The organism is Catenovulum adriaticum (genome assembly GCF_026725475.1).
GTDB lineage: Bacteria > Pseudomonadota > Gammaproteobacteria > Enterobacterales > Alteromonadaceae > Catenovulum > Catenovulum adriaticum.
In genome coordinates, this window is record NZ_CP109966.1 from 173,412 (window position 1) to 187,960 (window position 14,549).

Sequence of the window (14,549 nt, forward strand, 5' to 3'; positions counted from 1 at the left end):
CTTACAGTCACAGCATTTAAAGGTTTAAAAAATACCACTTTAATCACTGGTAAAATTTGAACGCTTTTTGTTAATTCATTACATACTCTTAACACAGCCTGAGTTTATCTATTGAGTCTTATATGAAAGTAAATATTCCCCTATTAACAAAAGTAGTTTTACTAACCCTTGGTTTTACAGTGTTACACACCTCGACTAAGGCATTTGCCATAGACAATGTGGATAAAGCAGAGGGTAAAATCGACTTAGTCGCTCAAGGAAAGCAAGCCTTTATCGATAAGGGCTGTGCTGAATGCCATTCAACTAAGGAAAATGACCCTTCATTTAAATCAGGACCCAACCTTTATGGTTTGTTTCAGGTACCCGCCAAATTACATAGAGTGAAACTTAAAGACGGCGGTATAGTAAAAGTTGAAGCGGACAATATCTATTTCAATAAGTCGCTCAATTCACCTACAGAGGATTTAGCCTTACAAACTACTGGCCCCGAAACAGGCAGCGCTTATTTACCTATCATGCCCAAAATTAATTTGCATGGCACAGAAAGGGTGGCGCTGTTAGCCTATTTGAAGACCTTAAATTCTGCAGATAAAAGCGGCCCTAAGCAGGTTTGGAAATCTCAGAATATGCAATCTAGTAAAAAACAAAGCCCTTATGATAACCAGCTTTGGGTAGGGAAAGATGCTACTTTTGCTCGCGGCCATTTAGCCGACGTCTCCACTCGTACTATCCATGTGGGTTTACCTAATCAGATTAACTATAGTTTTGACACGCAAAATTTCTCTGTGAAAAAAATATGGTCAAATGTATTTTTAGATGTCACAAAAGAACGTATGGATCGCGGGGTAGGGCTTAATAAACTCGCTGAAGGGGCGGTTGATTGGCAGGTTGAGACACTGCTTGTGCCTTTAACGAGTGCTTTGCAGCCGGTGGATTTAAGCTTCAAAAATTGGCCAACATTTGTTAATCCTTGGCAAGATCTTGAAAAATACCGAAAATCCCGCGAAAAAAGTGATTACGCTAGGCCGTATTTAGACGACGTAGCCCAAGCCAAAGGCAAATTTTTAGGTATAGACCATTCAAATAAACAGTTGCCGGCCATGCGTTATCAAGTTGAAGGCCGCGTTTATCAACAAACAATAGATATTAATGATAATGGATTAGTAACCTATGTTTTGCGTATCGACGGCAGTAAGCGAGACAGTAGGCAAGACAATACCCAAGATGTCTCATTTTTAATAAACACAAATGATAATAGAGTAGTTGAGCTTTCTCACGGTAAAATAGAGCAAGGCATTTGGACTATTCCTAGACAACAGACCAGTAACGTGACTATCAGTTTATTGCCCAACAAACTTCCTAAGCCAGTAGTTGTTGAGTCTACTATTCATGAGTTTTCCCATGGCGTTCAGGATGTGGTTAAAGAGCGTGATCTTAAAGCAACCTTGCCAGCTGGTTATAAGGCTGAATCTATCATGGCGCCTAAAGATCGGTTTGGCAGAGCACAACTCTTTGAGCCACTGGGATTAGATTTTGCCCAAGATGGCACCGCGGTTGTAGGCAGTAGAACCGCTGGAATTTGGAAAATAAAAAATAATAAATGGCACTTTTTTGCTGAGGGTTTTCAAGACCTATTAGGGTTACACGTTGAAGACAAACATGGCAATCAACTCGTGGTGGCCCATAAACCTGAGCTAACCCGTGTAATCGACACAAATAAAGATGGAGTGGCTGACGAATACCGTACAATTAATGATGACTGGCGTTTTGCAGGTAATTATTGTGAGTATGTGCATGGGCCTGTACCTGATGGCCAAGGTAACTATTTTCTAAATCTGAATTTAGCCCACGGAGGAGACAAAACTGGAGGAACAGCCATGGGGACCTTCGGCGGCTATGATGGGTGGTTAGTTAGAATCACTAAAGACGGCACATTTCAGCCTTGGGCCAGTGGCTTACGAAGTCCTGCAGGTTTAGGTAAGGGACCTAACAATATGTTGCTTTACACAGATAACCAGGGATCTTATGTGGGTACATCAAAGCTACATATTGTTGAAAAGAATGATTATTTTGGTTATCCCGCCAGTTTAAAAGATGATGAACGTTATAGGCAGAAAAACATCGATTGGCAAGAAGTTAATCAACAAGCCAAGTTAGCCAATATCTATTTCCCCCATAATATTGTGGCCAACTCTCCGGGCAACCCAACCTATGACACCACAGCCGGAAAATTTGGTCCTTTTGCAGGGCAAATTTTAGTGGGCGACCAAACTAAATCCAACATATCTCGGGTGACATTAGAACAGGTAGAAGGACAATGGCAGGGCGCTGTCATGCCATTTATTAACAACCTCAGATCAGGTGCCATGCGCTTGGTGTTTGCACCAGATAACTCATTATGGGTTGGTCAAACAGGTCGTGGCTGGCACTCCTCTGGTGGAAATTATGAAGCGCTACAGCGGATCGTTTGGGATGGTAAAACAACCCCCTTTGAAATTCACACGGTTAATCTAATTGAAAACGGCTTTTCTGTTAGCTTTACCGATTTACTACAACAAAAAACGGTATCAGCAAAAGATATTGAGGTAACCTCGTGGCGATATAAAGATACCGAAATTTATGGCTCACCACGTTACGGTATTACCCAACATGCAGTCACTCAACTCACTCAGTCTGAGAAAAGTGTAGAGTTTAAACTTGCGGCAATGAAACCTGGCCTAATATACGAAATTAAATTGCATAATATCAAAGCCAAATCAGGCACAGAGGCAAGTAATAACAGCGCTTACTACACTTTGCATAAATTGAAACAATAAACAGTGTAATAAATAAGGATAGGTTGCGCGAAGCCGCAAGCGGCGCCGCTGCTTTAGGCGTTGAGACTGTAGAATTACTCTTTTTTATCCTATTTCACACATGACAAACTCATTGTCTTGGTCGTTTTTCTTTCTCTAATTTCAACTTATGATTTATGGGATGAATTTTGTGCCTTAGGTCTAATGGGTGTGACTGAATTGATTGCTCGTTTTAAGCTCAATTAGTGCCTTTTTATGCCTTATTGAATCATTTCTGACGTATTTCTTAATTTTTCGATGTTGTGAACTAAACAATACATTTGCCACTGGGCGTTCACTTTGGTTTTTCCGCGTAAAGTGAAGTAATCCATCCCCTTATTTTTAGTTATATTCGCAAACACAGGTTCTATACAACCCAGCCGTTTACTATATTCACGCCGACCTTGTGGGCTATCTATTTTAGCTTTCATTTTATCGCTGAGTATTTGTGCCGCCGTGCGTTGTTTTGCTATGGGTATTGAGACTTGTCGGACATGATTTTTAGGTTCTTTTTGCATACATTGCGCGCGCATCGGGCAATCGCGACAATCTTTTAGATAAGCCTGAAAGCGCGTATGCGTTGCATCTGCTTTTGGTTTGGCCGTTAACCACATCGTATTACCTGCAGGACAAATACAAGTCAGATTTTCTGCGTCAAATTTGAACTCATCGTAGGTGAACAATTTATGACTTTTTACAGGGGTATTGCGATTACCTATTCGCTCGGATTTGTCAGCTAAAAATTGCGCTATCTTTTTGGCTGTATTATCTAACTTTTCTTTCTGCTTTAAGTCTTTTGCAATTTCAGTGTCTGGACATTCATCTTGTGCTTTGTGTGCGGCGATAATACGTTTACTGGCTAGCTTCAGTCTTTCAGCTTTTTGTTTGAGCTCTTGGTGTGTGCCGCTCCATTCTTTGCTGGCGTTGGATGATATTTTACACCCGTCGATGGCAAACATTTGATGGCCAATGAGGTTTTGTTGTTGGCAAATCAGTAGGACTTTCGTGAATAAAGGCTCAATATGTTCACTCATGTTAGTGACAAAACTGGCAATGGAAGTAAAGTGAGGCTGTGCATCACCAGACAATGCTATAAAGGTGATATTGGTTTGACAAGCTTGAGCAATCTTGCGGCTTGAAATATAACCGCGAGAATATGCAAATAAGATAATTTTGAGCATGATGGCTGGTGAATAAGCTGTCGCCCCACCATTGTCATTATTATAGCGGGCATCAAACGAAGATAAATCGAGGTGATTATCGACAATATGGCTTAAGGCATATTCGAATGTACCTGGAATAATTTGAGCTGAGAAATCAACCGCGATAAATTGGTTTTGGTGTGAGTCGTTTGGCTTGTAGTTGGCCATGATTATAAGGTGTTAGTGAATAATAGTTATTAGATCACATGGGATCTGGTAACTCAATATTTCTTTTCAACAATTTACAGATTAAACTGATTTTATTTATTAAAGCTGAGATTGGCGTTTTTCTAAAGTCTCGTTATTTTTTTTGAGGGATCATGCAAACTTTAAATGAAAGGGTTATCACTCTTTTAAAATTAACTATTTGGTTAATCATTACTGTTAGTTGCTTAATTACTATGGTGTTAAACCCAACAGCAAAGTTTATCTATTTGTTATTTATGGTAATAACATTTGCAGATTGGATTTTCTTCAATAACAAATCAGATAATAAAAAGTTCTTCCTTAGTGAAATCAAATTTATACATGTTCTTGGCATGGTTGGTGTTTTTTCTGCAATATATGTAGCTGCTGAGTTTTGGGAGCAAATAAAGAATAATCTTAGTCTATCTGATGGCCTCGCTTTACAGCTTTTCGCGCTTATTGCTATCCCATTGGTGTTATTACGGTATTATAAAAAAATACGAGAAAGCAAAACATAATAAATAAGGATATGTTGCGCGCAGCCGCAACTTAATCCTATTGTTGGACCGTTTCTCTGCATCCTGCAGTCACGGCATTAGTGCATCCTTGCACGTCACAAGCCCGATGTCGAGTTCTGCTTATATAAGGAAATAAATAGGTTTGTCGTCATGGCTGACTTTTTTCTGGGCGAGTGAAGCTAGACCGTTTTCGGCCGGGTTTTTAGGTGTGCCTGTCTTATGCATTTGTTATGTTATCGAATACTTGGTAATAGATTAAGGAAATTTAATCTAGAACTGGCAAAAGATAAAACGCACTTTATAAGATTCAGCCGCTTTCATCCAAGCGGACACCCAGATAGAAGAATCAACTTCTTAGGGTTTGAATGTTATTGGGGCAAAGACCATCAAGGCGAACTAAGACTAAAACGAGTCACGAGTCGGAAAAAGCATAAGCGCATACTGAGCGAGCTTTACCAGTGGATAAAGAAACACCGCTCAAAACGACTCAATATAACCATGCCGACACTCAAGCGAAAACTGGTGGGCATTCAAAATTATTTTGGGCTACCAGACAATAGTAAAAGTATCAGCAGAATATATAACTTTGCACTGCACACCTTATATAAATGGTTAAATAAGCGCAGTCAAAGGCTCAGTTTTAACTGGCATGGGTTTAAAGATATGCTAGGATATTTTCAGATAAAACCACTCCGGGTCAGCAAACGGCTGATTGCAGTAGATTGGTATTAGGGGGCTTTGTGTTTTACACGGGCAATGATATTAATGAAGAGCCGGATGCGGTGCTATTTTCAACATTAGGCACGTCGGGATCTGTATGGGGGCGGTTCAGTAATGGGTCGTTCTACCATGACGCCGTATTAATCAAACGGCTTGCATATAATTCAAAAAAGGTATAATTTTTATATCATGTATACTTTTGAATATGACCCTAATAAAAGTGAAATCAATCTCGTGAAACATGGTATCGATTTTGATGAAGCTCAAGAGTTGTGGAATGATCCAGATTTAGTTGAGATCCCTGCAAATACATCAGATGAACCTCGTTCATTGATAATTGCATACCGCAAAGGCAAGTTTTGGTCTGCTGTAATTACTCACCGAACTCCAAATATTCGGATAATTTCAGTTAGACGTTCTAGAAAAAATGAGGTTGAATTTTATGAAAGCTTCTGAATTTGAAAAAAAATTTGATGATGGTGACGATATTGTATCTAGCCTTGATCTTTCAAAGGCCAAGCGCACGACACAGGAAACTAAGCGGGTTAATGTAGATTTTCCTACATGGATGCTTGATTCACTAGATCGTGAGGCTAATAGAGTGGGTGTCACTAGACAGTCAATAATTAAAGTTTGGCTTGCTGAGCGTTTAGAGCATTTGCAAAGTCACGGATTTAAACACGGCTAACAATGCAATTATGAAGGGCTTGGCTCGCGTCACTTCGTTCTTAATTTTAGCCAGCTTTACACGCCTCATATTGAGGCGTTAGTGCGACAAGCGAAGCTTGGCGCATCTTACAGGGTGAAAGTCCTTGTCTGGTAAGGCCTAGCCAGCCACCAGTATCGAGTCTTGCGTGTTGTGCGGAGATTATGGATTATTGAAGATTTTCCCGTTGTGCGGCTACACATAATCGAACAAGCAATGCGAAGCGTAGACGTACAGGACGTACTAATGCAGCGATTGCAGGATGCAAATGAGCGTAGACAGAGAATAATATAGGCCCATAGGGGATAGGGGATGCCGTGTCCCTGAAGTGTTGAAATCGCTGCGAAAAGCAAGAATTCTGATTGACGAGACCAGTACAGTAGCTTCTAGGGCCTTATATGGGCTCCCTATTAATGTCATTAACGGCGATTTAAGTGTAATGAAAAATAATCATTACACTCTTCCATATTCTGATGTGTCATTTGTCAGCTTGAATCGTCACTTTACTAAAGCTAAATTGGGCTGTTAATAGCTTGCGGTATTTATAAAATGTGGCGGTCGCTAAGTTATTTTGCTGGCAAAAAATCTTGAATATTTAGACCAGACGTAGGTTGTTGGCGAATTAAACTCAGCCATTGTTGTGCTCGATTGGTTTGCATGACTTACACCTGTTATTGAAAAGAAGTGAGCTTAGCGAAAATACAATGAATGTTTAGGTGTGCTTTAGCCGACGGTTAACATGCCACCAACCAATAATGTTTAATTATATTTTTTTTGGATACAGAGTATAGAAGTATAGTGTGTGTATACTTCTATATTTTTAGTCGGATTATAGCAATGTTAGTTCATCATTGAATAAAGATTTTTATTTAATGATGTGTAGGTATTCGATTGATGTGTTTCGATGTAGTGTCTTTTCCGAGATGAAATGTTAACAATTTTAAACGTTAGGTTTACTACAATTAATTTAAAAATAATTAATTAGCCAAAGCAAGTTTGGTTTTATGTACGGCTTTATTTAATTTATATTTTTAATGGTTAGTTTACTTGAATTCAAGTATTAAGTGCAATCATTATGCAGCCACTAGTATTTCTGGCTGCCCTGTAAATAATTCGTGAGGTGTTTTATAGCCTCGTGTTTTTCTTGGGCGGTGGTTGAGCTTATCAACTGCCGCTTGTATTTCTTTTTCACTTAGCGCCATAAAGTCTGTTCCTTTAGGGAAGTATCGTCTAAGCAAACCATTGGTATTTTCATTTATGCCTTGTTCCCACGATGAATAAGGGTGGGCAAAATACACATCCGCCTCTAATTCCTGTGCAATTCGCTCATGTTGAGCAAACTCTTTACCATTGTCTAACGTTATAGTTATTACCCTATTTTTATATGGCTCCATGCACTCAAGCAAGGCATCTGCGGTTATTTCAGCATGCTTACTTTCAATTCGCTGAACCACTGTATATAACGTTTTACGTTCAACCATAGTAACAAAGGCATTTTTACGTCCTTTACCGATAACGGTATCCCCTTCCCAATTACCAACCCTAGATTTTAAGTCAACAACCTGAGAGCGTTCACCAATACTCACCCGATTGACTAACTGACCACGTTTATCATAGCTACCATAGCGCTTTTTATACTTCTTACAGGCACGCGTTAATCGCTTGTATCGCTCTCCACCATTAGCTTTGTCTCTATAAATATATTGATAAATCGTTTCGTGATATAAAACGACTTTTTTCTCGAAAGCTAAGCGTCCGGCTATTTGCTCTGGTGAAAAATCATCATTCAATAATTTATCAATCCAACAAGTGACTTCTCTCGTTAACTTACGTGCTTTAAAAGATGATTGTCGCCTAAAGTTAAATTTTATGCTGCCTTCTCATCTTCATTTTTTGTCGGGTTTAAATGGTTTTTAGGTGTGCCTATCTTATGCATTATGCATTTTTCAACAAGCTCATTAATAAGGACAAAAAACAGTTAGCCGTGTAGTTGTATCATCTGTCACGTGTGATACTATAGTGATACATTTTACCATCTAAGTAGAGTGAATTATGAAAGTAGAACTAGTCACGACTCTAAAAAGGCAAGCCACTAAAATCTTAGCTGATCTTCATTCATCAAAAGAACCCGTTTTAATTACTGAGCACGGACAACCATCTGCATATTTAGTTGATGTAGAGGATTATGAATTCATGCAACAACGAATGGAAATCCTTGAAGGTGTTGCAAGGGGCGAGCAAGCGATTAAAAATGGAAATACATTTTCGAATCAAGAAGCAAAAGAGAAAATGAGTAAATGGCTGAAATAATATGGACTGAGCCTGCTTTAAATGATCTAAATGAAATTGCAGAATATATAGCTTTAAGTAATTTAACTGCGGCTAAAAATTTAACTCAAAAAGTATTTAATAAAATATCGAGGCTAGAGAATCACCCAGAATCAGGGAAGGTTCCTAGTGAACTAAAAGGTTTTAGCTATAGAGAAGTTGTTGTTAACCCATGTCGGGTCTTTTATAAATTAGAAAATAATCAAGTTTATATATTACATGTCATGCGACAAGAACGTGATCTTAGAAGATTTCTTCTACAGAATTAAATACGGCTAATAAATAATGTAATGGTTAACTTTTATTGTAGAAATTCTAAGCGGCATTTTTCATTTCAATATACTTTTGGTGTGGCGTCATATAACCAAGGGCTGAATGCCTTCTTTTGTAATTATAAAACGCAATGTATTTTTCAACTTCACACACAACAGATTCATGGTTAATAAAACTAATATTATTTAATTGTTCAGTTTTTAAACTTCTAAAAAACCTTTCCATTACAGCATTGTCCAAACAATTTCCGCGTCTGCTCATACTTTGGGTTATCTTTAACGTTTTGAGCCTTTTTCTGAACGCGCCGGCAGAATATTGCACTCCTTGAACCGAGTGAAATATCAATTTAGATGTATCGGGTTGTTGGCGTTGAACTGCATCATTTAATGCAGCTTTTGTTAACTGGGCATCAGGGCTAGTCGATAATGCATAACCAACAATTTCCTTAGTGGCTAAATCAAGTACAGAAGCCAAGTAACCGCTTGAGTTATAGAAACCCTAATATGACGGAGACGCTGTAAATAGTTTTTGAACGTCTTTTTTAAACGTCTTCTAGTAGACTGCTCTAAAAAATTAGACTTTTGATTTTAAATTATTGTTTCAAAAATGAACATTTATGTTTTAAATTAAATTAAATTAAGTCTAAACTAGTCAAGGTAGTTCATTTTAAATTAAATTTATAATCAAAAAATATAAAGGTCGAATATATGCTTAAAACAAAGCCATTGCTAATTTCGGTTTTCTTGTCATGTTTTTTAGTGGGCTGTAGTAACGGTGTTTCGGAAACTGTAAAAAACTCATCAAAGCAAACGCTAGACTATTTTGCCGATAATGGTTTTGGTGAAGGCGTAGCCGTTGTGCAGCATCCTGCAGGTGAATATCGTAATGGAGTGACTTATGTTGCTTATCAGGGGACAAAAGAAGATCCCTATGTAGCAGCTTACGATCATAACAAAAAACAGTGGCTTGGCCCTTTTAAAGCCGGCTCCAGTATTTTAGGTAAAGACCCAGCTAAAAAAATTGATAGCCATGGTAAACCTACTTTGTTAATTGATGATGCCGGTTATATTCATATATTTTACGGTGGGCATGGTGGGGTAAAAGCCCTTCATGGCGACAATAAATTTGGTGCAGGTGACCATTCGGGTGAAAACAAACATGCCGTCTCTAAAAAACCTTACGATATTAGTAGCTGGCAAGATTTAGATAATGTGGCACCCTTTGGCACTTACAATCAGGCTATTAAAATGGATAACGGTGATATTTATCTGTTTTATCGTCATGGTGCGCATCGCAGTGACTGGGTTTATCAAAAATCTACAGATAATGGGCGTACCTTTGAATCCTCGGTTGCTTTTTTAAAATATAAAAGACGCGATGATGACTTAGGCTCTGACAGTTGGTATGCGTATGTATCTAAAGGCTTGAATAACGAGATAGTAGTGGGGTTTGATTACCACTATTGCTGGGATAGAGATGCACCCAGAAATAACCGCGGTGGTCATTCAACTGAACGTAAAAATTTATACTTTATGACTTTTAACACACAAACTAGCGATTGGAAAAATGTTAAAGGTGAAGCGCTGTCGATTCCGCTGAATAAAGCAGAGGCAGACGCTAAAACGCTGGCGGTTGATACCGATGAAATGTGGACTTTTAATGGCACAACTAAAGTGGATGAGCATGGCAACCCACAGATATCTGCTTACATAGGAGAAGATATTGGCTGGCAGATAGGTGGCCCAAAACATGCCCGTTACTTTAGGTGGGATGGCACTCAATGGGTTGGCAGCTTTTCAAGCGGTTTACCCATTGGGCGAGGCGATTTTGTTAGTACGAGCAATTCAAACAAATCAGTTTCCAACGTTAGATTTTTGTTGAGCGGTATCGATCCGGCAACTGAAAAAACCATAGTACGCTGGTGGAACAGTCAAGACGGGGGAATGTCTTTTACTAAAGGTAAAAAACTACTTACATTTAAAGAGGATTGGGCAGACGCCCCAGCGAAAGATGACAACCGACCTAAATCATTAAGTAATTTAGATAGCCCTGGCTCTGCAGCCAGTTCATTTATACGTAACGCTCATCCAGACGCTCGCATTATTATTGCCGAAAAACATGATGCAACAAATTACAGACGCATGTATTTAGTAGGGGATAATGGTCCAATTGTTCGTAAAAAATAAGGGTAGAACTTTTAAATAGTAAAAAAGCCGCTGTAACCGCGGCTTTTAATCATTGCTTTTTAAATTAATATTAGGGCTTGAGCTAATATTAAATCAAGCCTGATAAATGATAATTTACTTTCGAACTGACAGTAAATTATCTTATTCAGTCATTGGCAATGATTGTCCACTATGGGAGATCCAACTGACACTCATCTTCATTTTTCGGCGTTTGTATTTGTTCAAACGAGATCTGAAACGTTAAGTTAAGACTTGTTAGCATTTATTATTTATAAGAAAAGAGAACACTGAAAAAACTGCTCATTTAAAGATAATTTTTTAGTGTTCGATGTTAGAGTCTATTTAAATTTATGTTTGTATCTCAATTCAACATTAGTCACTTAACAGACACTATTCAGCATAACCTACTCAATAATTCGCACTCGCCCAGTTGTTAAACGAGATAATAAATTTTCCCATTCGCTGACATCCCAATTAGCGCTGTTGCCCATATTAATGGCACGTTCTAAGTGCTTAACCACTAATTTAAAATCTCTTTGTTCGCGGTCTTTATAGGATAGTGCAAGTAAATAATCGTATTCAGGGTTGTTATGTTGGCTGGTTTTAACTGAGTTTAAGTAGATGATTGCACCGTTAATATCTTTCAACGCTTCATTTGAGCTGGTGAGTTTTATTTCGGCTGCGCGTATGTTTGCACCCGCATGACCTTTAGCCAGCGCTGATTCGTACCAAAATAAAGCTTTTTGTTCATCTTGGACAACCCAAGGACTGGTTTGTAAGATTTTGGCTAATCTATATTCTGAGCGTGCTAGCCCAAATTTGCTGGCCTCTGATATCCAATAAATGGCTTTATCTATTTGTTTTTGCGCTCGATAGAGTTTCATGCCATATTCATGCATGGCCCCTGGATGTCCTTTTTTAGCCAGCTCCGCCAATAAATTTTCAGCTTGGTTTGGCGTTTTCTCTAGCCACGGAAAATTGAGTAGCGCCATTGCGTATTGATATTGGTCGGCCAACGCATCACTACTCTCTGCTTTTCGGGTGATGCGCCTGATTTCTTTGTATAAACTGGGTTGTTCATCAATAATTTTAAATTGATCATATACAGCGGTGCCCATAAAACTACGATGCACAAACTCAACTGCTTTGCCGTTAAATTCAGGTTTAGCAAGTGGAAATAATCGGTAGGCGTCTATGTATCGCTGCGCAGAGCCAAACTTTTGCACTTGGTTAAGGTATCGAACTGAACCATCTCTAGCAACGTCGTGCTCCACAATTAAAAAAGGCGTTTTAACGGTTAATAATGGGACTTCGCTGTCAGCTGAATCTTCATCTTCAAATGAGCTGACTAAATCTATATTTAAATCATCTTCAATATCTTCTGCATAAAATCGGTTTTCAAGCTCGGTTTCGCCGTCAAATGTGATTTTTTGGTTTAACTTGTCAGTTTGAATAATCGGGAAATATTTTTGTTGGATATCGACTTGTCGATTTTTATTGTTCGCTAATAACGCCTCTATTTCTTGTCGTTTTTGCTCAGACAATTGAGCCAGCATCTTATTTAAGATGGATTTAGCATTGTGATAATTTTGATCTGCCGCCAAAGAAAAATAAATAAGTGCATTAATAACATCCGTTTCGCCGCCTAATCCTTTTAAATACATAGTGCCTAATTGGTAGTAAGCATGGGCACTGCCTAGCTTTGCCCCTGCTAAATATTCTTGCTTGGCAGAGGCGTATTGTTTTGTTTTAAAATCATCGTTCGCTTTTAACAAATCAGCTGATAACAGCTTAAGTGGGATTAAACAGACTAATCCTAAGGTTAGACTGAGTGTTGATAATTTGGCTTTCATAATTTAGCTCGTTATTGGTGTTCGTTTGTTGTTGCTAAACCGACCACTATTAAAGAATTGCCGGCTGCGTTTTTTATTTGTTAAATATTAAATTTTAAAACTGTAAAATAGCAATTTATAATCACATAAAATCAAAAATAATCAATTTATTTAGTTTAAAGTGATTTACATAGGTTTATTATGAAATATAATGGTTTTAAATGTTAAATTTAAATTGAATAAAAATAAACAAAACATTTGTGTTTATCTACCAGCTATAGAATGTGTAGTGCGGTTTAATGGCACCAATAGGAGAAAAGTGTGTTTAAGATTAAAAGTTTAATAGCTGCTGTAATGGCCGTTGGTTTATCTGCTTGTGGCCAACAAGCGGATATCACTCAGCAGGCATCTAATAAAGCAGAATCTGAAGAATTAGCTAAAAAACCGAATATATTGCTGATTTTATCAGACGATCATGCCTGGAATGATTATGGCTTTATGGGGCATGATATTGTTAAAACGCCATCATTAGATAAATTAGCACACCAAGGTGCAACTTTTAAACGAGCTTATGTACCTACCTCTTTGTGCCGCCCTTCTTTAGCGACGATTGCAACGGGTCTTTACGCGCATCAACACGGTATTACCGGCAATGATCCATCACGAGAACTACCAGGTGGAAAAAAAGGTGAGCTCTATCAGCAGCAAAGATCTGAAATTATTGCCAAAATTGATCAGGTAGCGACATTGGCCGATTTATTAAAACCCGAAGGTTATGTTTCGTTACAAACGGGTAAATGGTGGGAAGGAAGTTTTAGCCGAGGTGGATTTGACGAAGGCATGACTCGAGGCTTTCCAAAACCCGGTGGTCGCCATGGTGACGATGGTTTAAAAATAGGCCGTCAGGGTGTTGATAAAATTACCCAGTTTATTGACAAAGTATCGGCTCAAGATAAACCGTTTTTTGTCTGGTATGCGCCTTTTATGCCGCATTCACCTCATACACCGCCTGAAAGAATTTATAACAAATATAAAGATAAAGGTTTATCTGAGTCTGTTGCTAAATATTATGCAATGATTGAATGGTTTGATGAAACCAATGGCGAAATTTTTAACCATTTAGAAAAACGTGGTTTAAAAGAAGATACCTTAATTGTGTATGTATCTGATAATGGTTGGATTGCTAACCCGTCACAAACTGACCGTTTTTTACCTAAGTCTAAACAAAGCCCGAATGAAAGTGGGGTTCGCACGCCAATTATGTACTCATGGCCTGCTAAGATTGACCCGCAAATGCGCCCTGAATTATCAAGCAGTATTGATATAGTGCCTACTATTTTAGGGGCTGCCGGTGTCGACGTACCAAAAGGTTTACCTGGCATTAATATGATTGAGCAACTCACACAAGAAAAGCCAATTAAACGCGATACGATTTTTGGCGAAGGCTTTGCGCATGATATGGATGATATCAACGAGCCTGAATCAACGCTTTTATATCGCTGGGTGATTCATAAAAACTGGAAGTTAATTGTTAGCTACGATGGTAAAAATGTGAGTTATCAAAAATATCATGACCAATTAACTCAAAAACCTAGGTTATTTGACTTAAGTAAAGATGAGCATGAGAAAAACAACTTGGCTGATCAGCATCCTGAAATAGTTGAAAAATTAAAGCAAAAATTAGTCCAGTGGTATCCACTTAACAATAGAAAAATGGTGCTGTAAGCACGACCAACCAGCATACACAATTAAAAAACCTTTAGC

12 protein-coding genes and 1 pseudogene are annotated in these 14,549 nt (G+C 38.4%); 9 read left to right on the plus strand and 4 right to left on the minus strand.

Features of this window, described 5'->3' with window-relative positions; genetic code table 11:
- Nucleotides 1-122: 122 nt before the first annotated feature.
- Nucleotides 123-2,816: a PQQ-dependent sugar dehydrogenase gene (locus tag OLW01_RS14540; RefSeq protein WP_268076658.1), complete on the plus strand. Its 2,694-nt coding sequence runs from the start codon at nucleotides 123-125 to the stop codon at nucleotides 2,814-2,816.
- Nucleotides 2,817-3,055: 239 nt separating this feature from the next.
- Here OLW01_RS14540 and OLW01_RS14545 read toward each other — a convergent pair whose 3' ends face one another.
- The gene (locus tag OLW01_RS14545) at nucleotides 3,056-4,204 is read right to left on the minus strand and encodes a transposase (RefSeq protein WP_268076659.1); all 1,149 of its coding nucleotides are present in this window, start codon (nucleotides 4,202-4,204) and stop codon (nucleotides 3,056-3,058) included.
- Between the two features lie 152 nt (nucleotides 4,205-4,356).
- On the opposite strand from OLW01_RS14545, the gene OLW01_RS14550 reads away from it, so the two are divergent.
- From OLW01_RS14550 to brnA, 4 genes are all read left to right on the plus strand, one after another.
- Entirely contained in the window at nucleotides 4,357-4,740 is a 384-nt protein-coding gene (locus OLW01_RS14550) for a hypothetical protein (RefSeq protein ID WP_268076660.1), read from the plus strand.
- 219 nt (nucleotides 4,741-4,959) lie between these two features.
- On the plus strand, nucleotides 4,960-5,472 hold the full coding sequence (locus OLW01_RS14555) for a group II intron maturase-specific domain-containing protein (protein WP_268076661.1): 513 nt from the start codon (nucleotides 4,960-4,962) through the stop codon (nucleotides 5,470-5,472).
- A gap of 177 nt (nucleotides 5,473-5,649) precedes the next feature.
- A complete protein-coding gene (locus OLW01_RS14560; RefSeq protein ID WP_268076662.1) occupies nucleotides 5,650-5,916 on the plus strand; it encodes a BrnT family toxin in 267 nt (88 codons plus the stop codon).
- Entirely contained in the window at nucleotides 5,903-6,148 is a 246-nt protein-coding gene (brnA, locus tag OLW01_RS14565) for a type II toxin-antitoxin system BrnA family antitoxin (RefSeq protein WP_268076663.1), read from the plus strand. Before OLW01_RS14560 ends, brnA begins: the two co-directional genes overlap by 14 nt.
- Before the next feature lie 1,091 nt (nucleotides 6,149-7,239).
- On the opposite strand, the gene OLW01_RS14570 is transcribed toward brnA, so the two are convergent.
- Nucleotides 7,240-8,037, minus strand: a complete 798-nt coding sequence (locus OLW01_RS14570) for an IS30 family transposase (protein ID WP_268076744.1) — start codon at nucleotides 8,035-8,037, stop codon at nucleotides 7,240-7,242.
- 181 nt (nucleotides 8,038-8,218) lie between these two features.
- Between OLW01_RS14570 and OLW01_RS14575 the strand changes: the two genes are divergently transcribed.
- Complete coding sequence (locus OLW01_RS14575) at nucleotides 8,219-8,476, plus strand: type II toxin-antitoxin system Phd/YefM family antitoxin (RefSeq protein ID WP_268076664.1); 258 nt, start codon at nucleotides 8,219-8,221, stop codon at nucleotides 8,474-8,476.
- Nucleotides 8,464-8,763 carry a type II toxin-antitoxin system RelE/ParE family toxin gene (locus OLW01_RS14580; protein WP_268076665.1) on the plus strand — a complete coding sequence of 100 codons (300 nt, stop codon included), beginning with the start codon at nucleotides 8,464-8,466 and terminating at the stop codon, nucleotides 8,761-8,763. The genes OLW01_RS14575 and OLW01_RS14580 overlap by 13 nt, the downstream gene beginning before the upstream one ends.
- A 46-nt stretch (nucleotides 8,764-8,809) precedes the next feature.
- Here OLW01_RS14580 and OLW01_RS14585 read toward each other — a convergent pair.
- Nucleotides 8,810-9,244 (minus strand): annotated as a pseudogene (locus OLW01_RS14585) (IS3 family transposase); the annotation flags it as partial.
- A 230-nt stretch (nucleotides 9,245-9,474) separates the two neighbouring features.
- Here OLW01_RS14585 and OLW01_RS14590 point away from each other — a divergent pair.
- Nucleotides 9,475-10,953, plus strand: coding sequence for a BNR-4 repeat-containing protein (locus tag OLW01_RS14590; RefSeq protein ID WP_268076666.1), 1,479 nt, complete (start codon nucleotides 9,475-9,477; stop codon nucleotides 10,951-10,953).
- 404 nt (nucleotides 10,954-11,357) lie between these two features.
- Here OLW01_RS14590 and OLW01_RS14595 read toward each other — a convergent pair whose 3' ends face one another.
- The gene (locus tag OLW01_RS14595) at nucleotides 11,358-12,806 is read right to left on the minus strand and encodes a tetratricopeptide repeat protein (protein WP_268076667.1); all 1,449 of its coding nucleotides are present in this window, start codon (nucleotides 12,804-12,806) and stop codon (nucleotides 11,358-11,360) included.
- 333 nt (nucleotides 12,807-13,139) lie between these two features.
- Between OLW01_RS14595 and OLW01_RS14600 the strand changes: the two genes are divergently transcribed.
- On the plus strand, nucleotides 13,140-14,510 hold the full coding sequence (locus tag OLW01_RS14600) for a sulfatase family protein (RefSeq protein ID WP_268076745.1): 1,371 nt from the start codon (nucleotides 13,140-13,142) through the stop codon (nucleotides 14,508-14,510).
- Nucleotides 14,511-14,549: the final 39 nt, after the last annotated feature.

Bases quoted from the DNA above. Each gene is read 5' to 3' on its own strand.
- OLW01_RS14540 (WP_268076658.1), top strand. From the start codon at position 123: ATGAAAGTAAATATTCCCCTATTAACAAAAGTAGTTTTACTAACCCTT.
- OLW01_RS14545 (WP_268076659.1), bottom strand. From the start codon at position 4,204: ATGGCCAACTACAAGCCAAACGACTCACACCAAAACCAATTTATCGCG.
- OLW01_RS14550 (WP_268076660.1), top strand. From the start codon at position 4,357: ATGCAAACTTTAAATGAAAGGGTTATCACTCTTTTAAAATTAACTATT.
- OLW01_RS14555 (WP_268076661.1), top strand. From the start codon at position 4,960: ATGCATTTGTTATGTTATCGAATACTTGGTAATAGATTAAGGAAATTT.
- OLW01_RS14560 (WP_268076662.1), top strand. From the start codon at position 5,650: ATGTATACTTTTGAATATGACCCTAATAAAAGTGAAATCAATCTCGTG.
- brnA (WP_268076663.1), top strand. From the start codon at position 5,903: ATGAAAGCTTCTGAATTTGAAAAAAAATTTGATGATGGTGACGATATT.
- OLW01_RS14575 (WP_268076664.1), top strand. From the start codon at position 8,219: ATGAAAGTAGAACTAGTCACGACTCTAAAAAGGCAAGCCACTAAAATC.
- OLW01_RS14580 (WP_268076665.1), top strand. From the start codon at position 8,464: ATGGCTGAAATAATATGGACTGAGCCTGCTTTAAATGATCTAAATGAA.
- OLW01_RS14590 (WP_268076666.1), top strand. From the start codon at position 9,475: ATGCTTAAAACAAAGCCATTGCTAATTTCGGTTTTCTTGTCATGTTTT.
- OLW01_RS14595 (WP_268076667.1), bottom strand. From the start codon at position 12,806: ATGAAAGCCAAATTATCAACACTCAGTCTAACCTTAGGATTAGTCTGT.
- OLW01_RS14600 (WP_268076745.1), top strand. From the start codon at position 13,140: ATGGCCGTTGGTTTATCTGCTTGTGGCCAACAAGCGGATATCACTCAG.